20 protein-coding genes are annotated in these 24,899 nt (G+C 61.3%); 12 read left to right on the top strand and 8 right to left on the bottom strand.

Features of this window, described 5'->3' with window-relative positions:
* Positions 1-26: 26 nt before the first annotated feature.
* Entirely contained in the window at positions 27-1,253 is a 1,227-nt protein-coding gene (locus HPQ62_RS19170; protein WP_174804207.1) for an MFS transporter, read from the bottom strand.
* 328 nt (positions 1,254-1,581) lie between these two features.
* Here HPQ62_RS19170 and pgi point away from each other — a divergent pair, with 328 nt between their 5' ends.
* Positions 1,582-3,207, top strand: a complete 1,626-nt coding sequence (pgi, locus tag HPQ62_RS19175; RefSeq protein WP_174804208.1) for a glucose-6-phosphate isomerase — start codon at positions 1,582-1,584, stop codon at positions 3,205-3,207.
* A gap of 270 nt (positions 3,208-3,477) precedes the next feature.
* Here the strand turns inward: pgi and HPQ62_RS19180 are convergent, their stop codons facing one another.
* Positions 3,478-3,882: a hypothetical protein gene (locus tag HPQ62_RS19180; protein WP_174804209.1), complete on the bottom strand. Its 405-nt coding sequence runs from the start codon at positions 3,880-3,882 to the stop codon at positions 3,478-3,480.
* Between the two features lie 506 nt (positions 3,883-4,388).
* Between HPQ62_RS19180 and cyoA the strand changes: the two genes are divergently transcribed.
* From cyoA to nrdF, 9 genes are all read left to right on the top strand, one after another.
* On the top strand, positions 4,389-5,507 hold the full coding sequence (gene cyoA / locus HPQ62_RS19185) for a ubiquinol oxidase subunit II (protein WP_244629777.1): 1,119 nt from the start codon (positions 4,389-4,391) through the stop codon (positions 5,505-5,507).
* Complete coding sequence (gene cyoB / locus HPQ62_RS19190) at positions 5,507-7,489, top strand: cytochrome o ubiquinol oxidase subunit I (RefSeq protein ID WP_174804210.1); 1,983 nt, start codon at positions 5,507-5,509, stop codon at positions 7,487-7,489. The genes cyoA and cyoB overlap by 1 nt, the downstream gene beginning before the upstream one ends.
* On the top strand, positions 7,486-8,100 hold the full coding sequence (gene cyoC / locus HPQ62_RS19195) for a cytochrome o ubiquinol oxidase subunit III (RefSeq protein ID WP_174804211.1): 615 nt from the start codon (positions 7,486-7,488) through the stop codon (positions 8,098-8,100). The genes cyoB and cyoC overlap by 4 nt, the downstream gene beginning before the upstream one ends.
* A complete protein-coding gene (cyoD, locus tag HPQ62_RS19200; protein WP_174804212.1) occupies positions 8,097-8,543 on the top strand; it encodes a cytochrome o ubiquinol oxidase subunit IV in 447 nt (148 codons plus the stop codon). Before cyoC ends, cyoD begins: the two co-directional genes overlap by 4 nt.
* Before the next feature lie 212 nt (positions 8,544-8,755).
* Positions 8,756-9,481, top strand: a complete 726-nt coding sequence (locus HPQ62_RS19205) for an SURF1 family protein (RefSeq protein WP_244629778.1) — start codon at positions 8,756-8,758, stop codon at positions 9,479-9,481.
* Between the two features lie 786 nt (positions 9,482-10,267).
* Positions 10,268-10,489 carry a glutaredoxin-like protein NrdH gene (nrdH, locus tag HPQ62_RS19210; protein WP_174804214.1) on the top strand — a complete coding sequence of 74 codons (222 nt, stop codon included), beginning with the start codon at positions 10,268-10,270 and terminating at the stop codon, positions 10,487-10,489.
* Positions 10,490-10,623: 134 nt separating this feature from the next.
* The gene (gene nrdI / locus HPQ62_RS19215) at positions 10,624-11,025 is read left to right on the top strand and encodes a class Ib ribonucleoside-diphosphate reductase assembly flavoprotein NrdI (RefSeq protein ID WP_174804215.1); all 402 of its coding nucleotides are present in this window, start codon (positions 10,624-10,626) and stop codon (positions 11,023-11,025) included.
* 2 nt (positions 11,026-11,027) lie between these two features.
* Positions 11,028-13,199: a class 1b ribonucleoside-diphosphate reductase subunit alpha gene (nrdE, locus tag HPQ62_RS19220; protein ID WP_174804216.1), complete on the top strand. Its 2,172-nt coding sequence runs from the start codon at positions 11,028-11,030 to the stop codon at positions 13,197-13,199.
* 17 nt (positions 13,200-13,216) lie between these two features.
* Positions 13,217-14,194: a class 1b ribonucleoside-diphosphate reductase subunit beta gene (gene nrdF / locus HPQ62_RS19225; protein ID WP_174804217.1), complete on the top strand. Its 978-nt coding sequence runs from the start codon at positions 13,217-13,219 to the stop codon at positions 14,192-14,194.
* A gap of 214 nt (positions 14,195-14,408) precedes the next feature.
* Here the strand turns inward: nrdF and HPQ62_RS19230 are convergent, their stop codons facing one another.
* Positions 14,409-15,557 (bottom strand): DUF2778 domain-containing protein, encoded by a 1,149-nt coding sequence (locus HPQ62_RS19230; RefSeq protein ID WP_342343736.1) that lies wholly within the window; start codon positions 15,555-15,557, stop codon positions 14,409-14,411.
* 558 nt (positions 15,558-16,115) lie between these two features.
* Between HPQ62_RS19230 and HPQ62_RS19235 the strand changes: the two genes are divergently transcribed.
* Positions 16,116-17,942: an SLC13 family permease gene (locus tag HPQ62_RS19235; protein WP_174804218.1), complete on the top strand. Its 1,827-nt coding sequence runs from the start codon at positions 16,116-16,118 to the stop codon at positions 17,940-17,942.
* A gap of 22 nt (positions 17,943-17,964) precedes the next feature.
* On the opposite strand, the gene HPQ62_RS19240 is transcribed toward HPQ62_RS19235, so the two are convergent.
* The 5 genes from HPQ62_RS19240 to HPQ62_RS19260 all read right to left on the bottom strand — a co-directional run bounded on the left by HPQ62_RS19240 (position 17,965) and on the right by HPQ62_RS19260 (position 22,811).
* The gene (locus HPQ62_RS19240) at positions 17,965-18,339 is read right to left on the bottom strand and encodes a DUF2147 domain-containing protein (RefSeq protein WP_244629779.1); all 375 of its coding nucleotides are present in this window, start codon (positions 18,337-18,339) and stop codon (positions 17,965-17,967) included.
* A gap of 68 nt (positions 18,340-18,407) precedes the next feature.
* Entirely contained in the window at positions 18,408-19,262 is an 855-nt protein-coding gene (gene nadC, locus HPQ62_RS19245) for a carboxylating nicotinate-nucleotide diphosphorylase (RefSeq protein WP_174804219.1), read from the bottom strand.
* A 6-nt stretch (positions 19,263-19,268) separates the two neighbouring features.
* Entirely contained in the window at positions 19,269-20,789 is a 1,521-nt protein-coding gene (locus HPQ62_RS19250) for an L-aspartate oxidase (RefSeq protein WP_174804220.1), read from the bottom strand.
* The gene (gene nadA / locus HPQ62_RS19255) at positions 20,786-21,757 is read right to left on the bottom strand and encodes a quinolinate synthase NadA (RefSeq protein ID WP_174804221.1); all 972 of its coding nucleotides are present in this window, start codon (positions 21,755-21,757) and stop codon (positions 20,786-20,788) included. Before nadA ends, HPQ62_RS19250 begins: the two co-directional genes overlap by 4 nt.
* A 151-nt stretch (positions 21,758-21,908) precedes the next feature.
* Positions 21,909-22,811 carry an NUDIX hydrolase gene (locus HPQ62_RS19260; RefSeq protein ID WP_425312653.1) on the bottom strand — a complete coding sequence of 301 codons (903 nt, stop codon included), beginning with the start codon at positions 22,809-22,811 and terminating at the stop codon, positions 21,909-21,911.
* A 434-nt stretch (positions 22,812-23,245) separates the two neighbouring features.
* On the opposite strand from HPQ62_RS19260, the gene HPQ62_RS19265 reads away from it, so the two are divergent.
* Positions 23,246-24,847, top strand: coding sequence for an ABC transporter substrate-binding protein (locus HPQ62_RS19265; RefSeq protein ID WP_174804223.1), 1,602 nt, complete (start codon positions 23,246-23,248; stop codon positions 24,845-24,847).
* The last annotated feature ends 52 nt before the right edge of the window (positions 24,848-24,899 follow it).

Consider the following 24,899-nt stretch of genomic DNA (forward strand, 5'->3'; position numbering starts at 1 on the left):
TGCTTTCCGAAATCTTAATAGGTCGGTCAGGCATAGGCGGGCGCCGGGCGTTCCCTGACGGTGAGGTGCACCAGCGCGGAGACGAGGCCGAGCACGATCGCGGCGTACCAGATCATGTCGTAATTGCCGTAGCGGTCGAACCAGGCGCCGCCGAGCCAGACGCCGATGAAGCCGCCGAGCTGATGGCTCAGGAACACGAAACCGAAGAGGGTTCCCATGGCGCGCGGCCCGAACATCACCACGATCAGACCGCTGGTCAGCGGCACGGTGGAAAGCCAAAGCGCGCCCATGCTCATGCCGAAGATCAGCACCGATAGCGGCGTCAGCGGCAGCCAGATGAAGACGAGGATCACCACGGCGCGCAGCGCATAGATGGCGGCGAGTACATGCGGCTTGGCGAAGATATTGCCGAGCCGCGCGGCAAGCAGCGTGCCGAAAATATTGCCGAAGCCTGCAAGCGCCAGCGCCTGCAGCCCGAGCCCGCGCAATTGCGACGGCGTCATGCCGGTGCCGGCGCAGAAATTCTGCACATAGGTCGGCAGATGGGCGGTGATGAAGGCAAGGTGGAAGCCGCAGACGAAGAAGCCGAGCCCCAGCATCAGGAAGCTTGGATGGGCAAAGGCGTGGCGCAGGGTCTCGCCAAGGTCGATCGGCGGCGGGGTCGCGGCCCCTTCTTCCGGTCGCACGTTCAGGAACGGGATCGCGAAGGCCATCGGCACCAGAAGTGCCGTCAGGATCGCCATCGTCACGCGCCAGTCGAAATGGGCAATCAGAAAGGCGACCAGCAGCGGCAGCAGCGCCTGACCGGCAGAGCCGGTGGCAGAGGCGACGCCGAGATAGAAACCGCGCTTTTCGGCGGGGGCAGCCCGGCCGATGACGGCGAGAACCGTGCCGAAGGCGGTGCCGGAAATGCCCATGCCCACCAGCACGCCGGCGCCCATATGCTGGGCGAAGGGCGTGGTGCCGACAATCGAAACGCCCATGCCGAGAACATAAAACAGGAAGCCGAGCCAGAGCGCGCGGCGGTCGCCGAACTTGTCGGCCAGCATGCCGAAGAAGGGCTGCGCCAGACCCCAGACCAGGTTCTGGATCGCGAGCGATATCGAGAAGATCTCGAGCCTGCCGCCGAACAGATCGTTGGAAAGCGGCTCGATTACCCCGCCCAGCACCGAGCGCACCCCGAAGGAGAGCGCCAGCACGATGCCGCCGGCGATCATGATCGGTGCCATGTTGCGGGTGTCTGTCGTGCGCATCTTTCCGTCCTGCCTCGAGCAAAACACCGGTTTAGCAGCGTTTCAATCATTTCAACAATCAATAGAATTGAAGGACCCCCGGGGTCGGCGTGATGCGTGTGTCTTGGAAATCCGACCTTGCTGCGCCTTCCGGACATGGCGACCACGTCTTCAGCGCGGCACGAGCGTTACCGGTCGCCAACGAAAACAATTCGAAAGCCGCGCTTGATTTTCCGCGCCGCTCCGCCTTCAATGCCGCACATTCTTGCCGGCGGTTCTTGAAGGCTTCACGGTCCTGTGCCAGTCAAGATCACACCGCCCCACCCCATGTTTCAGGGAGCAGACTGACATGAACGCCCTTATCGCCAAGCTCAAGGAAACGGCCGCGCGCGAAAACGCCACCGATCTGCGCGAAGCCTTTGCCGCCGATCCCGAGCGGTTTTCCAAATTCAGCGTCTCGTTTGAAGATCTGCTGATGGATTTCTCCAAGACAGCCGTCAATGACGAGGTCCTCGATCTTCTGGTGGCGCTTGCTGACCAGGCCGGCGTTGCCGAAAAGCGGGCAGCCATGTTTGCTGGCGACAAGATCAACATCACCGAGGACCGTGCCGTTCTGCACACCGCGCTCAGGAACCGTGCCAACACGCCGGTGATGGTGGATGGCAAGGATGTGATGCCGGATGTCAACGAGGTGCTGGCCGCCATGGGCGATTTCGCCGAAGGCATCCGCACCGGCGCCATTCACGGCGCCACCGGCAAGCCGTTCACGGATGTCATCAATATCGGCATTGGCGGGTCCGATCTTGGTCCGGCGATGACGACGCTGGCGCTCGCGCCGTTCCATGACGGTCCGAAGCTGCATTACGTCTCGAATGTGGATGGCGCCCATATCGCCGACACGCTGAAGACGCTCGATCCGGCGACCACGCTCGTGATCGTCGCTTCCAAGACCTTCACCACGATCGAAACGATGACCAATGCCAGGACGGCGCGCAAGTTCATTGCGTCCGCGCTCGGCGAAGACGCGGTCGCGCATCATTTCTGCGCCGTTTCGACCGCGCTCGACAAGGTTGCCGAATTCGGCATCGACCAGTCGCGCGTGTTCGGTTTCTGGGATTGGGTCGGCGGGCGCTATTCGATCTGGTCGGCGATCGGCCTGCCGCTGATGATCGCGATCGGCGAGAAGAATTTCGGCCGGTTCCTCGATGGCGCCCACGCGATCGACACCCATTTCCGCGAGGCGCCGGTCAAGGAGAACCTGCCCTTCTTGCTCGGTCTCGTCGGCTTTTATCAGCGCGTCATCCTGGATTACCCCTCGCGCGCGGTCATTCCCTATGATCAGCGGATGTCGCGTTTTGCCGCCTATCTCCAGCAGCTCGACATGGAAAGCAACGGCAAGTCGGTGACGATCGAATCCGAAGCGGTGACGACGCCGACCGGCCCGATCGTCTGGGGCGAACCCGGCACCAACGGCCAGCATGCCTTCTTCCAGCTGCTGCATCAGGGCACCAACATCATCCCGATCGAGTTCATGATCGCGGCCAATGGTTTCGAGCATGATCTGCGCCACCAGCACCAGCTTTTGATGGCGAACTGCCTTGCGCAGTCCGAAGCGCTGATGAAGGGCCGCTCGCTTGAAGAGGCGCGCGCGCAGCTGACCGACAAGGGCGTGGATGCGGACACCGCAGACCGGATCGCGCCGCACCGCGTCTTCTCCGGTAACCGCCCCTCGATCACCTTCGTCTACAATCAGCTGACGCCTTATGCGCTCGGCCGTCTGATCGCGCTTTACGAGCACCGGGTGTTCGTCGAAGGCGTTCTGTTCGGCATCAACTCGTTTGACCAGTGGGGCGTGGAACTCGGCAAGGAACTCGCCACCGGCCTGCTGCCGGTCGTTTCCGGCAAGGAAAGTGCCGAAGGGCACGATTCCTCGACGCAGGGCCTTGTTGCGGCGTTGCTTGGCGCCGCGAAGTAGCTGCCGGCTTCGTGCCGGATTGAGGGGCGTTCCCTCATCCGGCCTTCGGCCACCTTCTCCCCAAGGGGAGAAGGGGAGTACGGCGCGGTTCTGCCTTGCCGCTTGCTCTGAGAACGCAGCATGTTTACCCCTCTCCCCGCAAGGGAGAGGGTCAAGCGTATGCGCCGGGTGAGGGCAAGCGCGCTACGGTCTCAGAGCGGCAAATTTTCTGCAAACAAAAAGCCCCGGCATCACACCGGGGCTTTTTTATTCTCCTCCGTCCAGCGCCGATCAGGCGTGGGTGGGGGTCGGCTTGTGCGGCGCGCTCTTGTGCGCGACCAGCATGAAGTAGATGAACACGAAGGGGATCGCCGACCAGTAGGCGACCGCCTTGTCGTGGCCCATGTTGCGGGCGCGGAAGGCGGTGAAGCGGCCGAAGGCCAGGCCCGGCACCACGGCATAGATCGAAAGACCCAGGAAGTAGGCGGTCGACAGCGCAATGCCCGAGCTGGTCACGGTTTCCATCGGGAAGGCGAATTCCAGGAGAAACGAGATCACGATGTTGATGATGAAGATGAAGCAGGCGCGCATGATGTAATCGATGCGATTGTACTCGCGCGTGGAATTCGTCCAGTAAACGCCGAGCAGAACGCCTACGGCACTGGTAACATAGGGAAAGAAAAACAGACCCGTCATATTCGTTTCCTCCTCGAAACGGTCATGCGCAATTTGTCACATGCGTCCGATTGTCGCATGAAATGCATATGCACCGCAACTGCGAAAAGTATCGTTCCATTCTGCAACGGATCAGCGCGCCGGAAGGTTCCAGATGCGTGCTTTCATCGAGGTTTGGTACGTCGAGTTGCGCTGCAAGCGCGGATGGACGAGGATGTCCGGACGCAGGCTGGAAGATCGCGCCCTCGTGGCATTTTTCACGCAATGCACGCGAAAACAGTGATGACACAGGTGACGGACATTCGCCCTTGTGCCAAAATGCCACAGCACGATAGCGGTTTATTTTTGACGAAATTGCGCTACTAGCTGCCGCATGTGCGCCCGTACCCGGTGGGGCGGGCGGGATGATCTCAATGGGAATGTCTGCGCCGCAGCGGATGTCGCGGGGACCAGAGCCGCAAGGCAGCAGGCAAGTCATCGACAACAAAGCTCGTGTTTTTCCGCGAAAACCGGGCGTTTGGCAGAGAATGAAGACGATTGTGAACCTTTCCAAGCTAATAAGACCGGCATTGCTGTTGCCGCTGGTGCTGGCCCTTTCGGGCTGTCAGCTCATTCTGCTCGATCCCGCCGGATGGGTTGCCAATGAGGAACGCGATCTCCTGGTCGCCTCAACCGTATTGATGATGGTGATCATCGTTCCGGTGTTGGTGATGGCGATCTACATTCCATGGCGCTACCGCGATTCACGCAAGGCGACGGATGACTACGATCCGGAATTCGAGCACTCCAATCTGTTCGAAGCCTTTATCTGGGGCGTTCCGGTGATGATCGTGGTCGCGCTCGGCGCTTTGACCTGGGTCTATACCCACCGCCTCGACCCCTACAAGCCACTCGACCATATCGCGGGCGAGCCGCTGGAGGTCGAAGCCGTATCCCTCGACTGGAAGTGGCTGTTCATCTATCCCGAACAGAACATCGCGGTCGTCAACCAGTTCGTGGTGCCGACGGACCGTCCGGTCAATCTGCGCCTGACGTCTTCTTCGGTGATGAACACGTTCTCGGTTCCGGCTCTGGCGGGCATGATCTACACCATGGCCGGCATGGAAACGAAGCTTCACCTCGTCGCGGAGGACGCCGGCAAATATTACGGCCGTTCGGCAAATTATTCCGGTCCCGGCTTTGCCCATATGGATTTCGAGACCTTTGCGGTTTCGGAGGACGAGTTCAACAAGTGGGTAAACACGGTCAAGACCTCGACCTCCGAGCTGTCGGTCGATGCTTACCAGACGCTGCAGAAGCCGACGGTTGCCGATGGCGTTTCCTATTACAACGGCGTTGCCGACAATCTGTTCGAGAAGATCGTCGGTCTCTGCGTCGAGCCCGGCAAGGTCTGCATCGGCGACATGATGATGCAGGACATGATGGGCGGCGGCGGCAAGAAGGGAATCGAGACCAAGGATTCCTACGTGTATGACGAGTTCGCGCCAGGCGATGGTTTCGACCAGCACGCCTTCGAGGAAACGCTCCACGCCAATCCCGACGAGCCGACCAAGGGCCCGGTCAACGTCAAGAACCCCGACCAGACCGTCACGAACTTCGCCACCGGCGAAGGCGCGTCGAACGCTTCTGAATCCGTGAGGCAGTAATGAGATCTGAATTCTGGAATTTCATCTTCGGCAAGCTCACCTGGGCTGACATTCCCTACAATGTCATGATCCTGGATGTGACCTTTGCCGCAGTGGTAATTGCGGGTCTGACCGTCTTCGGGCTCATTACCTATCATCGCAAATGGGGCTATCTCTGGAGCGAGTGGTTTACCTCGGTCGACCACAAGAAGATCGGCGTGATGTATATCGTGCTGGCGCTGGTGATGCTGTTCCGCGGCTTTACCGATGCCTTCATGATGCGCACCCAGCAGGCGATCGCCGCCGGCGGCGCGCAGGGCTATCTGCCGCCGCACCACTTCGACCAGATCTTCACCGCCCACGGCACGGTCATGATCTTCTTCTTCGCCATGGCCTTCCTGGTCGGCGTGATGAATATCGCGATGCCGCTGCAGATCGGCGCGCGCGACGTTGCCTTTCCGTGGCTCAACAACTTCTCGTTCTGGATGACGGTGTCGGGCGCGATCCTGCTCAACGTCTCGCTGTTCATCGGTCTGCTCGGCCGCACCGGCTGGCTTGCCATGCCGCCGCTTTCGGGAATCGCATACTCGCCCGATGTGGGGGTCGACTATTACATATGGTCACTACAGATCGCGGGGATAGGCACGACGCTATCAGGCGTCAACATGATTGCGACGATCCTGAAGATGCGCGCGCCCGGCATGACGATGATGCGCATGCCTGTCTTCACCTGGACCACGCTCTGCGCGAACGTGCTGATCGTTGCAGCCTTCCCGGTCTTGACGGCGACGCTCGCCATGCTCGCGCTTGACCGCTATCTCGGCATGCACTTCTTCACCAACGACATGGGCGGCAACCCCATGATGTATGTGAACCTGATCTGGATCTGGGGCCACCCGGAAGTCTACATCCTGATCCTGCCCTGCTTCGGCATTTTCTCGGAAGTGGTCGCGACCTTCTCCGGCAAGCCGCTGTTCGGCTACCGCACGATGATCTACGCCACCGCCTGCATCATGGTGCTGTCCTTCGTTGTCTGGCTGCACCACTTCTTCACCATGGGATCCGGCGCCAGCGTCAATACCTTCTTCGGCATCTCCACCATGGTGATCTCCGTGCCGACGGGTGCCAAGATCTTCAACTGGCTGTTCACGATGTATCGCGGGCGGATCCGGTTCGAGACCCCGATGTACTGGACGGTGGGCTTCCTGATCACCTTCACCATCGGCGGCATGACCGGCGTCATGCTGGCGGTTCCGCCGGCAGACTTCCAGCTTCACAACACGCTGTTCCTGATTGCCCACTTCCACAATGTCATCATCGGCGGCGTGGTGTTCGGCCTGATGGCCGGTTACCAGTACTGGTGGCCGAAAGTGTTCGGCTTCAAGCTCGACGACAAGTGGGGCCGCCGTTCGTTCTGGTTCTGGTGCATCGGTTTCTACATTGCCTTCATGCCGCTCTACGTTCTCGGCCTGATGGGCGTGACCCGCCGTCTGCAGAGCTACACCGATACCGGATGGCAGATCTATTTCATCATCGCCTGCATCGGCATGCTGACGATCGGCTGCGGCATCGCCTGCACCGTGATCCAGCTCGTCGTCTCGATCCGGAACCGCGACAAGCTGAAATGCGGTCCCGATCCGTGGAATGCACGCACGCTGGAATGGGCCACCACCTCGCCGGTGGCGCCCTACAACTTCCCGACCGATTTCGAAGTCACCGGCCGTGATGCCTGGTGGCGGATGAAGAAGGAAGGCTTCCAGTGGCCGACCGACTACAAGCCGATCCACATGCCCAAGAATACCTGGGCCGGTATCGTGCCTGCCTTCTTCTGCCTCGCGCTCGGCTTCGGCCTGGTGTGGCACATGTGGTGGCTGGTGGTGCTGGGCTTCGTCGCCGCCATCGGCTCGATCATCTTCCACACCTTCAACTTCGAGCGTGATTACTACATTCCGGCCGAACAGGTCGCTCGCGACCAGGAAAAGGCCAAGGAGGCACTTGCATGACGATCGCTGATACGGGCGCAGATACGAGCGCGCATCACGACGACCACGCCCATCACGAGAGCCCGACGCAGCTTGGGTTCTGGATCTACCTGATGAGCGACTGCCTGATCTTCGGCACGCTGTTTGCGACCTATGCCGTGCTCGGCCGCTCCTATGCGGGCGGCCCGGCGCCGAACGATCTGTTCCACCTCTGGTTCGCGCTGGTGGAAACGGCGCTCCTGCTCCTGTCGTCGGTCACCTTCGGCATGGGCATGCTCCGGATGGATAAGGGCGACAAGTCCGGCCTGATGAAATGGCTGATGATCGCCGGCCTGTTCGCCATCGGCTTTCTGGTCATGGAAGTCTACGAATTCCACGACCTGATCTCCGAGGGTGCAACGCCGGACCGTTCGGCCTTCCTGTCGGCCTATTTCACGCTGGTCGGCACCCACGGCCTGCACGTGACCTTCGGCACGATCTGGCTGATCGTCCTGCTGTTCCAGCTTCGCAAGCGCGGCCTGAGCGAGCCGATGCGCCGCCGCACCGCAACGCTTTCGATGTTCTGGCACTTCCTCGACCTGATCTGGATCGGCGTGTTCTCGCTGGTCTATCTTACCGGAGCGATCCTATGAGCAGCGCTGAACACACTTCCCACGGCCATGGCAGCTTCAAGGGGCTGATGACCGGTTTCGTGCTGGCCGCGGTCCTGACCATCATTCCCTTCGGTCTGGTGATGGCCGGCGCCATCTCCTCGAAAGGCTTCCTGCTCTCGGTCGTGATGATCTGTGCCGCAGCCCAGATCCTGGTGCATCTGCGCTACTTCCTGCTTCTGAGCCCGCATCAGGAGCATGGATGGACCATGGCGTCTTCGCTTCTGGCGCTGATCCTGCTTCTGATCGTGCTCGCCGGTTCGCTCTGGGTCATGCACAACATGAACGCCTACATGATGCCGCTGCCCGATAGCGGGTTCACCTATCTCGATGATGGCACCATCGTCTGCGCCACGCCGGAGATTGCCCAGCAGCTGCGCGATGCCGGCGTCACCGGCAACATCATCGTGCAGGGCCAGCAGTAAGGCTTTCGCCGCCCGCGCTCAGGCGCGGGCGGTTCTCGCCGGAGCCTCAGTTCCGGCAATTCCCCGGCAGGGCTTGCGAGGTCCGGCCGATGGTCCGGCAGGTGATCCGCGAGGCAGGCTGTGAGACCTCCGCGCGCCTCCTTTCCGCTCCTTTACAATGTTTTGTAAGAATGTCGTTTTCCAGGAACGACCGGTCCGAAAGGCCCGCGATGATGACCGCCAGCAAGAAATTCCTCTCCCTCACGATCGCAACGGCGATCCTGTTTTCCGTGTTTGCGGGTCTCGGCACCTGGCAGGTGTTCCGGCTGCAGTGGAAGCGGGCGCTGATCGAAGCCGTCGACCAGCGGGTGGAGGCGCCGGTGGTCGCAGCGCCGACCTTCGACACGCAGGTGACGCAGGCGGATGATGCCTATCGCCATGTGGCGGTGACGGGCACCTATTTCGAGGCGGCGCAGACGCTGATCTATTATTCCACCCAGCTCGGACCGGGCTATTTCGTGATGACCCCGCTGATGCGCGACGATGGCAGCTATGTGCTGATCAATCGCGGCTTCGTGCCGGAGGGCCGCGAAGGCGATCCATCGCTCTATCCGGCGCCGAAGGGCGCGGTCACCGTCGAGGGCCTTCTGCGCATGCCGGAAGGAAAGGGCTGGCTGTTTTCGCGCGCCAATGATCCGGCAGCGGGCAAGTGGTACCGGCGCGACGTGGCCTCGATCATGCGCACCAAGGGTCTGGTGCCCTATGCGCCCTATTTCATCGATGCATCGGCGGGCAGCAATCCGAGCGCGCTCCCGATCGGCGGTCTGACGGTGGTGAAGTTCCGCAATGCGCATCTGAGCTATGCCATCACCTGGTTTGTCATGGCCTTCGGCACGCTTGCGCTCTATGTCTTCGTGCTGCGACAGGAGGGTCGTCCGCCATCGGACGATGATGACTAGCGCATCGGCCTGTAAATCAGGTTCTTTTTGCGGAAAGCACGATGCGTGGATCTGACAGCCCGGAGCATCCCTCTGCCTCCGGACAGGCGGGCAGTCCTTCAGGCAGGGCTTGCTGACGACTGTCAATTCGGCCGCCGCGGTTTTCTTATCCCCAGAAAATCGTTCCGAAGCGTGTGCTTGTGGATAGCGGGCAGAACTGGCTCTTGAGTTCCGGTTCAACTGCAGATTGGTAGTGCGCAACCGCCCTCAGCAGGCATGATTCGGGCTCAGTCACAATCGTGCCGACCGATTCGTTTTGTCCCAACCTCCTGTTTGCGTGTACCGGCGTTCAGCGTTTCGGCAATCTTTTTTTCACCATAATTGTGGAAATTAGCGAAGCTGAATTCTATATATTGACGGTTGGGTCGTTTCAGGTAGCATATATAGTGTTGATGAAGGGTCTGACGATTCGCATGGATGCGCGACAGAGCGTTTCCAAATCTGGTTTCACAAGTGGTTTCAAGCGTTTGGAGCGCATTTTTGCGCATGAATGTTGCCGCCTTGTGAAGGCTAAAAACATTGCGGTTTCAGACGCTTCGGAGGCATTGCTGAGAAGGGGTGATGTGAGCCTGGTACAACCGGCCGTCATCTCCGGCCGTGTCGCTTGCATCAGGCGACGTGCGGCCGATCGGAAAGAGGCAGGCACTTCCAGTTTCTGAGGTGCGCGCGTCTTTCCAGGATGCGCAAGACGATGGTGTCGGCGGAAACCGGCGACGCTTCGACAGACATGAATATACGAGGATAGAAATGAAGATCACCGTCTACTCCAAACCGGCTTGCGTACAGTGCAATGCGACCACCCGTGCGCTGGAGCGCAAGGGCCTCGATTATGAAGTCGTCGACGTTTCCGCCGACAACGAAGCCTATGACCACGTCGTCGGCATGGGCTATCGCCAGGTTCCCGTCGTGGTCGCCGGCGAGCAGCACTGGTCGGGCTTCCGTCCGGACATGATCGGCGCGCTCGCCTGAGAGCGGGCCTGCGGCATCGCGCCGCAACGAATAGTGTGGAAGCGGCGATGAGCGGCGCTTCCCGATGCTGAAGATGGCGCGCCATTTGGCGCGCATTTCATGTGAGGAGCGCAGATCGCGCTTTCGTTGAGGGGATGGCGGGCATGCTCGTCTATTATTCCAGCGCCACGGGCAACACCCATCGTTTCGTGTCCAAGACCGGGCTTCCAGCCAAGCGTCTCGGCCCACAGGGCGACACGAAGAAGGTGGACGAACCCTATGTGCTGGTGGTGCCAACCTATGCCGGCGGCGACGGCAAGGGTGCCGTGCCGAAGCCGGTGATCCAGTTTCTCAACGATCCGGAAAACAGGGCGCTGATTCGCGGCGTCATTGCTGCCGGAAATACCAATTTTGGAAATACATACGGCATTGCCGGCGACATCATCGCGGCCAAATGCAAGGTACCGTACCTCTATCGTTTCGAACTGCTCGGCACGGAAGAGGATGTCACCAACGTCAGACAGGGACTGGAAGAGTTTTGGAAACGGCAGAATTGACAATGGCCACACGCGCCGAAGAAGAAACCGTGCTCGACAAGGCCGCAGCCAAGACCAAGGCGGCATCGGTCGATTATCACGCGCTCAACGCCATGCTCAATCTCTATGACGAGAAGGGGCATATCCAGTTCGACAAAGATCGGCTTGCGGCCAAGCAGTACTTCCTGCAGCACGTCAACCAGAACACCGTGTTTTTCCATAACCTACGGGAAAAGCTCGATTATCTGGTTGATGAGGGCTATTACGAGCAGGAGGTTCTGGACCAGTATGCGTTCAATTTCGTGCGCGATCTCTGGGATCATGCCTTCTCCAAGAAGTTCCGGTTCCAGACCTTCCTCGGTGCCTTCAAATATTACACCGCCTATACGCTGAAGACCTTCGACGGCAAACGCTATCTGGAGCGCTACGAAGATCGCGTCTGCATGGTCGCGCTCGCGCTTGCCAAGGGCGATGAGGCGCTTGCGACCGCGCTGGTGGATGAAATCATCGCCGGCCGTTTCCAGCCCGCAACCCCGACCTTCCTGAACGCCGGCAAGAAGAGCCGCGGCGAGCTCGTCTCCTGCTTCCTGCTGCGCGTCGAAGACAATATGGAAAGTATCGGCCGGTCGATCAATTCGGCGCTGCAGCTTTCGAAGCGCGGCGGCGGCGTGGCGCTTTCGCTGACCAATATCCGCGAGCATGGCGCGCCGATCAAGAAGATCGAGAACCAGTCCTCGGGCGTGATCCCGGTGATGAAGCTGTTGGAAGACAGTTTCTCCTACGCCAACCAGCTTGGCGCGCGCCAGGGTGCAGGGGCGGTCTATCTCAACGCCCATCACCCGGACATCATGCGCTTCCTCGATACCAAGCGCGAAAATGCCGACGAGAAGATCCGCATCAAGACCTTGTCGCTCGGCGTCGTGATCCCGGACATCACCTTCGAACTCGCCAAGAACAACGAGGACATGTACCTGTTCTCGCCTTATGACGTGGAGCGCGTCTACGGCAAGGCGATGACCGAGGTCGAGATTTCGAAGCACTATCGCGAGATGGTCGACAACCCGGAAATCCGCAAGAAGAAGATCAATGCCCGCGCCTTCTTCCAGACACTGGCCGAGCTGCAGTTCGAAAGCGGCTACCCCTATATCCTGTTCGAGGATACGGCCAACCGCGCCAATCCGGTCGCCGGCCGCATCTCGATGAGCAATCTCTGCTCGGAAATCCTGCAGGTTTCGGAAGCCAGCGAGTTCAACGAAGACCTGTCCTACGCCCATATGGGCAAGGATATCTCGTGCAATCTCGGCTCGATGAACATCGCCATGGCGATGGATTCTTCCGATTTCGGCCGCACCGTCGATACCGCGATCCGCGCGCTGACGGCGGTTTCCGACATGAGCCACATCTCCTCCGTGCCCTCCATCGAAAAGGGCAATGACGAGAGCCATGCCATCGGCCTCGGCCAGATGAACCTGCACGGCTATCTGGCGCGCGAACGCATCTTCTACGGTTCGGAAGAAGGCGTCGATTTCACCAACATGTATTTCTACGCCGTGACCTATCACGCGCTGAAGGCCTCGAACCGGATTGCGGTCGAGCGCGGCGTGAGCTTTGCCGGTTTCGAGAAATCGAAATATGCAAGCGGCGAATATTTCGACAAATACACCGAACAGGAATGGGTGCCTGCAACCGAGCGCGTGCGCGAGCTGTTCGAAGAGGCCGGCATCACGCTGCCGACGCAGGAAGATTGGCTGGAACTGAAGAAGGCGGTGATGGAAGGCGGGCTCTACAACCGCAACCTCCAGGCCGTGCCGCCGACCGGCTCGATCTCCTACATCAACAACGCCACCGCCTCGATCCATCCGATCGTCTCGAAGATCGAGATCCGCAAGGAAGGCAAGATCGGCCGCGTCTACTACCCGGCGCCGTTCATGAACAATGATAATCTCCAGTATTATCAGGACGCTTATGAAATCGGTCCGGAAAAGATCATCGACACCTATGCGGCGGCCACCCAGCATGTCGACCAGGGCCTGTCGCTGACGCTGTTCTTCCGCGACACCGCCACCACACGCGATGTCAACAAGGCGCAGATCTACGCCTGGAAGAAGGGCATCAAGACCATCTATTACATCCGTCTTCGGCAGATGGCGCTTTCGGGCACCGAGGTCGAAGGCTGCGTATCCTGCAGCCTGTGATGAGGGGAAGAAATACCATGAACATGCAGAAGAAACCCGTCATCGCCGTGCCGCGCGCCGTCAACTGGAACCGTGTCGAGGACGAGAAGGACCTTGAGGTCTGGAATCGTCTTACCGGCAATTTCTGGCTTCCGGAAAAGGTGCCGCTGTCGAACGACATTCCGTCCTGGTCGACGCTGAAGGAGATCGAACAGCAGCTCACCATCCGCGTCTTCACCGGTCTGACGCTGCTTGACACGATCCAGAACACGGTCGGCGCAGTGACGCTGATGCCGGATGCCGTAACGCCCCATGAGGAAGCCGTTCTGTCGAACATCTCCTTCATGGAAGCGGTGCACGCGCGCTCCTATTCCTCGATCTTCTCCACGCTCTGCTCGATGGCGGAAGTCGACGATGCCTATCGCTGGTCGGAAGAAAACGCTTTCCTCCAGGAAAAGTCGCGTCTGGTGCTGCAGGAATACCGCGCTACCGATCCGCTCAGGAAGAAGGTCGCCAGCGTCTTCCTCGAAAGCTTCCTGTTCTATTCGGGCTTCTATCTGCCGATGTACTGGTCGAGCCGCGCCAAGCTCACCAATACCGCCGACCTGATCCGCCTGATCATCCGCGACGAGGCGGTGCACGGCTATTACATCGGCTACAAGTTCCAGCAGGGCCTGAAGAAGGTTTCTGAAGAAGAGCGCGAGGCGATCAAGGATTTTGCCTTTGGCCTGCTGTTCGAACTCTATGAGATCGAGGCGAAATATACCGAATCGCTCTATGACGCGGTCGGCCTGACCGAGGATGTGAAGGCGTTCCTGCATTACAATGCCAACAAGGCGCTGATGAACCTCGGCTACGAGGCGCTGTTTCCGCCGGAAGCCTGCAAGGTCAACCCGGCGATCCTTTCGGCCCTGTCGCCGAATGCCGACGAGAACCATGACTTCTTCTCCGGCTCCGGCTCGTCCTATGTCATCGGCAAGGCGATTGCGACCGAAGATGACGACTGGGATTTCTGATACGTCCCGTTCAATGTAGATCATAGAAAGGCGGCCTCTGGCCGCCTTTCGTGTTCTGTCGATCGCCGTGTTGCGCCGGTTCGGCCCCGCGGCTGGCAAATGGCCGCAGACGGCTCTCCGGCTTTCATCAGCGCCAAAAAGAAAAGCCGCCTGAAAGATCAGGCGGCGCTTCAATTCATTCACTCTGTGCGTCGGGCCCTGCCGCCGCCCATACTCAGCGATTGGCAAGCTGCATGCTCGCGTCCTTCTCGAGGCTCGGAACGGCGACGATGTAATCGACCTTGCCGGCCTTCCAGGCCTTCAGGAACTTGTAATAGTCCTTGAACACCAGGCATCCGTGGGAATCGCCCGGATTGCGCAGCATGTAGGTGTGGGCAAGAATGCCGGTCCGACCCAGCGGATTGGTGCCGTCGACCGAGGTCATTCTGAGCGCTGGCACGCCATGGAACAGGGATTCCCGCATGGTCAGCTTGTAGGTCGCGGCCGGCACGGCGCCTGCCATCTTCACATGGGTGTTTTTCGGGTCGTCACGATATTTGCCCTTGCCGGAATGGGCTTCCATCACCTCGCCATCTGGCATGTAGACCTTGGCGGCGGAAATGTCATAGACGGCAACCTTCTTGGTGCGCTCGGGAACATCGCCCATGATGCCGTCGAGGCCGTCATTGCCGAAGGATGCGTAGGCGAGCTTCATGGCAGCCGGCCGTTTGGCGGGAACCGGAATTTCGCCAGGGGCCATCCGTGCGGAATCGGCGCCCTGGAGAACGAGCTTGAAGGCGTCGTCGGCCGAGGCCTTGGGGGCGCCCTGCTGAAGAGCCGCGACCGCAGTCGGCGCCGGCTGGGCCGGTGTCGGAACCGCGGCAGGCGTCATGGACGCGACAGGATTCGATGCGGTGCTGGACGCCGACACTGCCCTCGGGGCAAGTTCAGGCGGCACGCCGGCAAGAGCCAGCTCGACTGGCGCATTGTCCGCAATCTGCCTGCCCACCAGCGCCCGCTGGATATTGTCGAGCGCCGTGCGCCCTGCCTGCTTCACCCGGTCCGTCAGATAGGCCTGGCGGACATCATCCGCATTGAGGTCGGACCCGGCGCGGCTTTGTCCGTTCCTGGCAGCCACAAGCCGCTTTTCCTTCGCGCTTTGCGCGCGCTGGAGCGTCTTGAAGGCCGGGTTCACGGTCAGGCTTATGCCCCGCGAGGAGGCAAGCTCAGGTTTGGAAACCGTCGCCGACAGGATCGGCGAGGAGGCTATGATAATGATCGCACCGCCCGCAAAGGCAATCATTGCGCCTGTGGCGACAAGGCGCAGCAAGCCGCTGTTGCGATCACGCCCGGGGCGGGATTTCGAATTCTTGATCGACGTCACGAAACACACTTCCTACGCAAAACTCAAAGACGGTGTGACAGGTGCCAGACCAAAAAATACTGCGCGCAGGGTAAATTTTTCATTACTGCCGGAACCAGACCGGGGGGCATCCGCGTTAAAACCTTGCGTCAAAAAGAGCATTCGTCCGATGTCACAAGGGGCAGAGAGGCGGAAATAAAATTCGCGTGGCGGCATGAAGAGCGATCCTGTGGGCTGAAGTGGCCTTCTCGGTTCTGGGTGTATTGACCTTGACGTCTGCGTCAAAAGGCATGTCCGACTGATCCCTGAAAGGGGAGCGTCTCATGGCTGATAAAACGTTAAAATGAGGAGAGGATGGGGCAAGGTGGCGATCTTTCCATGATCGGCGCCGGTTTTCTGGGTTCCGCAACAGCCAGAACCGTCCCGCGACACCGCGCCAAGGGCTTGCGGACCAGCCCGGAATATTGTCAAACTCTGATTTTCCGATGACGCTGGCGCCGTATTCCTGACGGCAGCGGTGACCGTTCCTTCCGGCGCCGCGGGACGCCGGTGTCCAGATCAGAATGCGGTGGGGCGATCTTGATCGAACATTTTCATCTCGTGGCGACGCTCGCGATCATTGTCCTGGTCGTCGGCCTCTATTCGATCGACCGGTTCTCGATCGAAGCGGTATCGCTTGCCGCGCTCGGCATTCTTCTCGTGCTGTTCGGCACATTTCCGTTCACGATGGCTGATGGCAAGACCTTGCCGATCGAGGATCTGCTTGCAGGCTTTTCCTCGCCGGCGCTCGTCACGGTCATTGCGCTTCTGATCGTTGGAAAGGGGCTGTTTGCGACCGACGCGCTGGAGGGGCTGACCAACCGCATCGGCAGGTTTTACGGTTCCAATCCCCGGCTTCTGGTCATCCTCATCCTGGCTACCTGCGGCATGACCTCGGCATTTCTCAACAATACGCCGGTGGTGGTGATCTTCATTCCGGTGCTCGCCTCGATCGCCGCCCGTTTCCGGCTGCCGCCCTACCAGATCTTCATGCCGCTTTCCTTCATCACCATCCTTGGCGGGATGACCACGATGCTCGGCTCGTCGACAAACCTGATCGCCGCCGGGATCGCGGCGCGCGAAGGCGTGACGATGGGCTTTTTCGACATTACCGGCATGGGGGTCATTCTGGCCCTTGCAGGCTCGGTATACGTGCTGTTCGTGATGCCGCGGATCTTCACCCAGGCAAGTTCGGAAAAGAGGTTCGAACAGGAAACCGCCGGCACCCAGTTTCTGGGAGAAGTGGTCTTGCTGGAGCAAAGCCGGTTCAATGGCGAAAGCGCGCGGTCCGGCTTCTTCCCGTCGCTCGCTCCGATGGCGCTGCATGCGCTGATCCGCGACGACCAGATCCTGCTTCCGCCCTATGAAGACGGCGTGACCTTGCGGCCCGGCGATCGCCTGCAGATGACGGGAACGCGCAAGGGCTTCATGGATCTCATCGCCAAGGGCGAGATCCGGTTGACGGCGGCGCCGGACGGCTCCACGCCCGCCGTCGAGCGTCGCGCTGGCGCGCATTATCATCTGGCCGAGGCCGTCGTCGCGCCGGGTTCCCTGTTCGAGGGGCGCACGGTCCGCTTCAGCGGCATCCAGCAGCGCTTCAACGTCAATATTTTCGGCGTGCGCCGCAAGAGCCGGATGGCCCGTTCGCCGCTGTCGCAACTGCGCTTCGAGGCGGGCGACACGCTGCTGATCGGTGGGCGCGAAGAGGATTTCCGGGCGATGCGCGGCAATCACGACATCCTGCTTCTGGAACATTCGGCCGAAAGCGTGCCGCCGCGCAACAAGGCGCTGGTGGCGAGCGCGATCTTTGCGGCCATCGTGGTGCTGTCGGCGACGGGGATTTCGCCGATGGTGGTGAATGCGGTCACCGGCGCGCTGTTGATGATCCTGTTCGGCTGCCTCACGCTGCAGCAGGCGGCCCGCGCCTTCGACCGCCAGATCTTCCTGCTTGTCGGCGCCTCGATCGCGATGGCGACCGCACTTCAGGCAACCGGCGGCGCGCAATTGATCGCGGAGGGCATCGTCGGGCTTGGCGGTGGCGCCTCGGCCTCGGTGATGATCGTGCTGCTCTTCATCGGCGTTTCGCTCCTGACCAACGTGCTTTCCAACAATGCGGCGGTGGCGCTGTTCATTCCGATCGGAATTTCGATGGCGCACCAGATCGGCGCACCTCCGGAAGCCTTTGCCGCGGCCGTCATCTATTCCGCCAACTGCTCCTTCGCGACGCCGATCGGCTACCAGACCAATCTGATGGTCATGGGACCGGGGCATTACAGTTTCGGCGATTTCATCCGCGCCGGCGTGCCGCTGATCGTGCTGCTGACCGTGGTCTTCGCGCTTGTCGCGCCCTGGTATTACGGGCTTTGAGCGACAGGATCGCGGCCGGGTTTCAGTTGACGCTTGCCCAATCGGCTGACTTGCAGATCAACTTTCCAAGAACGCAGCCGCGCGTGCGCATCGTCTCGCCGCCGAGCGTGATCGACATGCTGTAGGTCATGCCGCGGCGTACATCCTTTGCCCGGCCCTCGAAGCGGGTGGGCGCTACCGGATCGATGTCCATCACCAGTTGATCGCCGACGCGCTCAAGCGGTGTGCCGGGGCGGACCCAAATATTGGTGGCGCAGAAATTGTCGCCGCAGCGTTCGACTTTCACGCGCGCCTTGCCGTCGCCGCGTGCCCAGACCCCTTCGAGATCGTTGGCGATGGCGGCGGATGAGGCTGTCAAAAGGCCGAGACCGGCCAGCAGAAACCGTGATTGCATCATGATCATCTCTCCTTTCCCCGTTCGAAAACGGAATAGACGAGCGAATGGATCAAAAAAAATGGTGCCGCTCAGGCAGCGTGGTAATCGAGCCCGATATCGAGCACCGGAGCGGAATGGGTCAGCCAGCCGATCGAGATCAGGTCGACGCCTGCGCTCGCAACCGCGCCCGCCGTCTCCGGCGTGATGCCGCCGGACGCTTCCGTGATCGCGCGGCCGGCGACGATCTCGACAGCCTCGCGCAGGGTCTGAGGCGACATGTTGTCGAGCAGAACCGCATCCGCCCCTTCCGCCATTGCCTCGCGGAGCTGGTCAAGCGTGTCGACTTCGATCTCGATCTTGACCATGTGGCCGGCGTGTTCTCTGGCGGCCTGAAGCGCCGGCCGTATGCCGCCTGCAATCGCGATGTGGTTGTCCTTGATCAGCACCGCATCGGCGAGCGAGAACCGGTGATTGCCGCCGCCGCCCGCCTTCACGGCATATTTCTCGAGCGCCCGAAGCCCCGGTGTCGTCTTGCGGGTGCAGACAATCTGAGCCTTCGTTCCGGTGACCGCCGCGACCACCTCGGCCGTGACAGTGGCGATGCCGGAAAGATGCCCGAGGAAATTGAGCGCCGTGCGCTCGCCGGTCAGCAACGCCCGCGACGGGCCGGTAACGGTGGCGACGATATCGCCCGCGTCAACTCTGCCGCCATCTTCCACATGCCGTGTCATGACGATTGACGGATCGACCAGGGTGAAGCCGAGTTCGGCGGCATCGAGGCCGGCGATCACGCCGGGCCTGCGCGCCGCCATGACCACGGTGGAGCGGTGGCCCGCAGGGATCACGGCATTGGCGGTGATATCTCCGGCAAGGCCGAGGTCCTCCTCAAGGGCGCGGCGCACGGCGGGTTCGATGATGAGACGCGGCAGCATGGTGTTCTCCATCTTTGCTCAGGCGATTTCGGCAAGCGCAGGCATGGATAGGGCGCGGGCATGGGCGAGCACCGCATCGAGCGTCATGGCGCGTCGCCTGCTGTCTTCCGATTTCAGCGGGAAGTCGGTGCGGGCATGGCCGCCGCGCGATTCCTCTCTCAGCATTGCGAAAACCGCAACCGAGAGCGCAACAATGGCCGGATCCGCGTCGGCCCCGTCTCCTGCCGCAAGCGGCAGCAGCTGAGCAATCGCCTCCCTCAGGCCGTCATGGTTGCGGGTGACGCCGAGCGATGCGGAGACGATCTGGCGCACGCGCTCAAGCCGCGGGGCCAGGGGGAACGCTGCTTCGGGCAGCGTCACGGGCGCCGGGGCAGGGGTGGCGGCAATGTCCGTTGCGGCGGCAAGGCCGGTGACGGCCGCTTCCAGCAGCGAGTTGCTGGCAAGGCGGTTTGCGCCGTGAAGGCCGGTCGCAGCACATTCGCCAACCGCATAAAGTCCTTCGAGCGCGGTGCGGCCTGCCGCATCGGCTGCAACCCCGCCCATGTGATAGTGCTCGGCCGGGCGCACCGGAATGAGATCCGTCGCAGGGTCGATCCCCGCGCGGGCGCAGATTTCGGAAATGCCGGGAAAGCGGCTTTCGAAACGGCTGCCGAGGGCCGCCCGGGCGTCGAGAAACACGGCTCCGCCACGGGCGATCTCGGCGGCGATGGCGCGCGCGACGATATCGCGCGGCGCAAGTTCCGCGCCCGGCGTTCCGGCGAGAAAGCGCTCGCCGCGCGCATTGACCAGCACCGCGCCGTCGCCGCGCACCGCCTCGCTGATCAGCGGCAGTGGGCGGATCTCGGTCTTCAAGGCCGTCGGGTGAAACTGCACGAATTCCATGTCGGCAAGCAATGCACCCGCGCGCGCGGCAAGCATCACGCCCTGGCCGAAATTGCCGGCGGGATTGGTCGAAGCGGCGTAGAGCCCGCCAATGCCGCCGGTTGCGAGCACCACGCGGGAGGCTGAAAGCCGGAACGGATGGCCGTCCCTGGCGCAAAGCAGGCCGCAGACCCTGCCGTCCGCCACCAGCAGCCGGCGGACCTCTACGCCCGTGAAAGCCTTGATGGATGGCGTGGCTGCGACGGCCGCCGAAAGTGCTGCGATCACCGCCGCCCCGGTCGCATCGCCACCGGCATGGATGATGCGGCGGCGCTGATGCGCGGCCTCGAGCCCGAAGGCGAGGCCGCCAGCTGCATCCCTGTCGAAACGCACGCCGTGGCGCTCCAAGAAGGCGATCGCCTCGGGTGTCGCCGACAGGATCGCCTCGGCCGCCGCCGCATCGCAGAGCCCGTCGCCGGCGGAAAGCGTATCTTCGAGGTGGAGACCGGCATCGTCATCCGGTCCAAGGGCTGCGGCAATGCCGCCCTGTGCCCAGCCGGTGGAGGTCTCGGCGCCGAGCGCGGCCTTCGTCACCAGCACGACAGGCATCGGCGCCAGCGCGAGCGCCGTCACCAGCCCGCCAATGCCGGAACCGACGATGGCGACCGGGGCGTTCATACGCTCAGCATCCGCTCGACGGCGCGGCGTGCGTCATCGGCAATCGCGGGGTCGATCGTTACCTCGTGGCGCATGCCCTCCAGCGCCTCCCGGATATTGGCAAGCGTGATCCGCTTCATGTGCGGGCAGAGATTGCAGGGGCGCACGAAATTCACGTCCGGATGGTTGACCGCGACATTGTCGCTCATCGAACATTCCGTCAAAAGCACCACGCGGCCGGGCTTGGTGTCGCGGACATAGTCCGACATGCCGGCGGTGGAGCCCGCGAAATCGGCCTCGGCGACCACCTCCGGCGGGCATTCCGGATGGGCGATGATGGTGACGCCCGGAAAGGCATCGCGCATCTCGCGCACATCCTCGGCGGTGAACAGCTCGTGGACCTCGCAATGGCCGTGCCAGGCGATCAGCTCGACATCGGTCTCGCGGGCGACATTGCGGGCGAGATATTCGTCCGGCAGCATCAGTACCTTCGGCACGCCGAGCGATTCCACCACGCGCTTGGCATTGCCCGAGGTGCAGCAGATGTCGGAGGCGGCCTTCACGGCGGCCGAGGTGTTGACATAGGTGACCACCGGCACGCCGGGATGAGCCTGCCGCATCAGCGCGATGTCTTCCGGCGTGATCGAATCCGCGAGCGAGCAGCCGGCCGCCATGTCCGGGATCAGCACCGTCTTTTCCGGGTTCAGCAGCTTCGCGGTCTCGGCCATGAAGTGGACGCCTGCGAGCACGATCACATCGGCATCGACCCGCGTCGCCTCGCGCGCCAGCGCCAGGCTATCGCCGACGATATCGGCCACGCCATGGAAGATTTCGGGCGTCTGGTAATTATGCGCGAGGATAACGGCGTTTCGCTCCCGCTTCAGCCGGTGGATCGCTTCGATATCGTCAGAAAAGCTCAGCCATTCCGCTTTCGGAATGACATGGGATACGCGGTCATAGAGGCTTGCTGCGGAAAATGGCGCATTCATCGGCTGTCTCCTCGTTGCGGCCCGGCGCGGGTGAATCGGGGAAACCGCGCCGGGCCTGCCAGGGAGGCGTTGGGGCGACCTCGGCCTGGTATAATAATACTCATATTGAGTATATCAATGTCGGCAGAGATAGTGCGTTATTGACGAGGAGTCAAGAACGCGCGATCGGGAGTTTCGAAACGGTCAGTGCCCGCTCTTCGAGGATGGCATGGCGATAGCGGTAGAGCTTGGCGGGACGGCCGCCGGCCTCGCCGGAAACCTCTCCGGTTTCCTCGATCAGGTTCTGCTGATCGATCTGACGGCGGAAATTCGGCTTGTGCAGTTTCAGTCCGGCCAGTGCCTCGACGCATTTCTGCAGCTGCAGCAGCGTAAAGCTTTCGGGCATCAGTTCGAAGATCACCGGGCGATACTTGATCTTGGCGCGCAGGCGGGCGATCGCCGTGGCGAGGATACGGCGATGATCGGCGGCCATCGGCTTGCCGAACCAGAAGGCGGGCGTCTGGCCTGCCTCGGCGATCAGGCCGGCCTCATACATCAGCTCGAAGCGCTGCAGCACCAGCTCCTCGTTCCAGGCCATGTCGTTCATGCCGAATGCGAAGTCGATGCGGTGCCGGCGCTCGGCCCGGCCGGGCCGCTCGCTCATGGCCCATTGCGCCATCATCTCGCTGACCCGCTCGAGAATGTCGGGCCGTCCCTCGCGCAGATCCTCCCACGGGAAATAGGTGTACCAGTCCTTCCACAGCGGCCCAAAGGCGCCGGGCGCGGGTTGTTCCCGCACAAGGCCGAGATAGCTGATCGAAATCGTGTGTTCGCCATTGTCGTCGAACCCGCGGTCGCGGTCCGCAAACGTGTAGAGCTGCTCCAGATAGCCGACCGGATGGCCGGTCTGGCTCTCGATCCAGGATCTGAGCCCGCCCTGGAGCGTGCGGTGGCCGCTTTCGAACGGTCCGGATGGGAGGGCGGCCCCCATGCGCACCGTCATGACCCGGGGCGCATCATTGGTGAGCGCTGCCAGGACGGCAATCAGTTCGGCATGGGTGCGGGCGTCGGTCACGGCAGCTCCGGAAACAGGGGCGGTGTTGGGCTCCATTACGCGATATCACGCTGCCGCGACAGCGGGTCCTCTCAGACTTTAGCATGATAGGCAGACATGGCACGCCCGGTAAGTTCGCCTGTGGATAGTAATTTTCGCAAAGTTTTTATAGTTTTTGCGAAACAGGATTGCAGGGTTGGGCGTCAAGTCTTTGCAAGAATAACATTCTTCTTAAAAGACAAGGATTTCATGCCCTTGCTATTTTGGTGGACGTCCCTCGGTTGTGTTTTTTGATTGCACGGTCAAAAAAAAGCGATAGTCTCGCCACACGTATGTCTGCTGCGGTTGGGCGCAGACAGGCATGCACTATGGACCGGGTCAAAGCCGAAGGGCTCCGGAAGATATAGTCTAATGCCGGCACTGCGGCCGGCACATTGAACCACAAGGGGAAAATGATGAAAAACCTGAAGACCATGGCGCTCGCCACGAGCGTTTTCGTCGCGTTGGGCGGTGCCGCCAGCGCCAAGACACTTGTCTATTGCTCGGAAGGCTCGCCGGCAGGCTTCGATCCGTCTGCCTATACCGCTGGAACCGATTTCGACGCCTCTTCGCGCACCGTCTTCAACCGTCTCCTCGAGTTCAAGCACGGCTCGACAGAAACCGAACCGGGTCTTGCCGAAAGCTACGACGTATCCGACGACGGCCTGGAATACACCTTCCACATCCGTCCGGGCGTCAAGTTCCAGACCACCGATTACTTTACCCCGACGCGCGAGCTGAACGCCGATGACGTCGTGTTCTCGTTCGAGCGCCAGCTCGACAAGGAGAATGAGTGGTACGCCTATGTTCCCGGCCTGTCCTGGGAATATTTCGACGCGATGGGCTTTCCGGGCCTGATCGAAAGCATCGAGAAGGTGGACGACATGACCGTCAAGTTCACCCTCACCCATCCGGAAGCGCCGTTCGTTGCCGACCTCGCCATGGACTTCGCCTCGATCGTCTCCAAGGAATATGCCGATCAGCTGGCAGCTGCCGGCACCAAGGAGCAGTTCAACCAGAAGCCCGTCGGCACTGGCCCGTTCACCTTCGTCGCCTACCAGCAGGACGCCGTGATCCGCTACAAGGCCTTCCCGGATTACTGGAACGGCGGCAAGCAGCCGATCGACGACCTCGTCTTCGCCATCACCACCGATCCTTCGGTGCGCGTGCAGAAGCTGCAGGCCGGCGAATGCCATATCATGCCCTATCCGTCGCCCGCCGACATCGCCGATCTGAAGGCCAACGACAAGCTGAAGGTCGAGCAGAGCGCCGGCCTCAACATCGGCTATCTTGCCTACAACACCACCCAGCCGCCCTTTGACAAGGCCGAGGTCCGCAAGGCTCTCAACATGGCCATCAACAAGGAGGCGATCATCGACGCCGTGTTCCAGGGCACCGGCCAGGTCGCCAAGAACCCGATCCCGCCGACGATGTGGTCCTACAATGACAGCATCAAGGACGATCCCTACGATCCGGAAGCGGCCAAGAAGATGCTGGAAGATGCAGGCGTCAAGGACCTGTCGATGAAGATCTGGGCGATGCCGGTTCAGCGTCCGTATAACCCGAACGCCCGCCGCATGGCCGAACTGATGCAGGCAGACTTTGCCAAGGTCGGCGTCAATGTCGAGATCGTCTCCTACGAGTGGGGCGAGTACCTCTCGCGGGCCAGCGACAAGGATCACGACGGCGCAATCCTGCTCGGCTGGACCGGCGACAACGGCGATCCGGACAACTTCCTCGCGACGCTGCTTGGCTGCGATGCCGTCGGCACCAACTCCAACGTCGCGGAATTCTGCTATCAGCCCTATGAGGACCTGATCCAGAAGGCCAAGGTCACCTCCGACCAGGCAGAGCGCACCAAGCTCTACGAAGAGGCCCAGGTCATCTTCAAGGAACAGGCGCCGTGGGCCACGATCGCGCACTCGACCGTCACCGTTCCGATGGCGGCAAGCGTCGAGAACTTCGTGATCGACCCGCTCGGCTACCACCGCTTCGATGGCGTCGATCTCGCCGACTAAGGCTTTAGACAGCGAAGAGGGCCGCCAACCGGCCCTCTTCCATTCCGGGACA

The sequence above is a fragment of the Martelella limonii genome (genome assembly GCF_013344475.1).
GTDB classification, from domain to species: Bacteria; Pseudomonadota; Alphaproteobacteria; order Rhizobiales; family Rhizobiaceae; genus Martelella; species Martelella limonii.

Coding starts and splice junctions, on each gene's coding strand:
- HPQ62_RS19170 (WP_174804207.1), bottom strand. CDS start 1,253: ATGCGCACGACAGACACCCGCAACATGGCACCGATCATGATCGCCGGC.
- pgi (WP_174804208.1), top strand. CDS start 1,582: ATGAACGCCCTTATCGCCAAGCTCAAGGAAACGGCCGCGCGCGAAAAC.
- HPQ62_RS19180 (WP_174804209.1), bottom strand. CDS start 3,882: ATGACGGGTCTGTTTTTCTTTCCCTATGTTACCAGTGCCGTAGGCGTT.
- cyoA (WP_244629777.1), top strand. CDS start 4,389: ATGAAGACGATTGTGAACCTTTCCAAGCTAATAAGACCGGCATTGCTG.
- cyoB (WP_174804210.1), top strand. CDS start 5,507: ATGAGATCTGAATTCTGGAATTTCATCTTCGGCAAGCTCACCTGGGCT.
- cyoC (WP_174804211.1), top strand. CDS start 7,486: ATGACGATCGCTGATACGGGCGCAGATACGAGCGCGCATCACGACGAC.
- cyoD (WP_174804212.1), top strand. CDS start 8,097: ATGAGCAGCGCTGAACACACTTCCCACGGCCATGGCAGCTTCAAGGGG.
- HPQ62_RS19205 (WP_244629778.1), top strand. CDS start 8,756: ATGACCGCCAGCAAGAAATTCCTCTCCCTCACGATCGCAACGGCGATC.
- nrdH (WP_174804214.1), top strand. CDS start 10,268: ATGAAGATCACCGTCTACTCCAAACCGGCTTGCGTACAGTGCAATGCG.
- nrdI (WP_174804215.1), top strand. CDS start 10,624: ATGGCGGGCATGCTCGTCTATTATTCCAGCGCCACGGGCAACACCCAT.
- nrdE (WP_174804216.1), top strand. CDS start 11,028: ATGGCCACACGCGCCGAAGAAGAAACCGTGCTCGACAAGGCCGCAGCC.
- nrdF (WP_174804217.1), top strand. CDS start 13,217: ATGAACATGCAGAAGAAACCCGTCATCGCCGTGCCGCGCGCCGTCAAC.
- HPQ62_RS19240 (WP_244629779.1), bottom strand. CDS start 18,339: ATGATGCAATCACGGTTTCTGCTGGCCGGTCTCGGCCTTTTGACAGCC.
- nadC (WP_174804219.1), bottom strand. CDS start 19,262: ATGGAGAACACCATGCTGCCGCGTCTCATCATCGAACCCGCCGTGCGC.
- HPQ62_RS19250 (WP_174804220.1), bottom strand. CDS start 20,789: ATGAACGCCCCGGTCGCCATCGTCGGTTCCGGCATTGGCGGGCTGGTG.
- nadA (WP_174804221.1), bottom strand. CDS start 21,757: ATGAATGCGCCATTTTCCGCAGCAAGCCTCTATGACCGCGTATCCCAT.
- HPQ62_RS19265 (WP_174804223.1), top strand. CDS start 23,246: ATGAAAAACCTGAAGACCATGGCGCTCGCCACGAGCGTTTTCGTCGCG.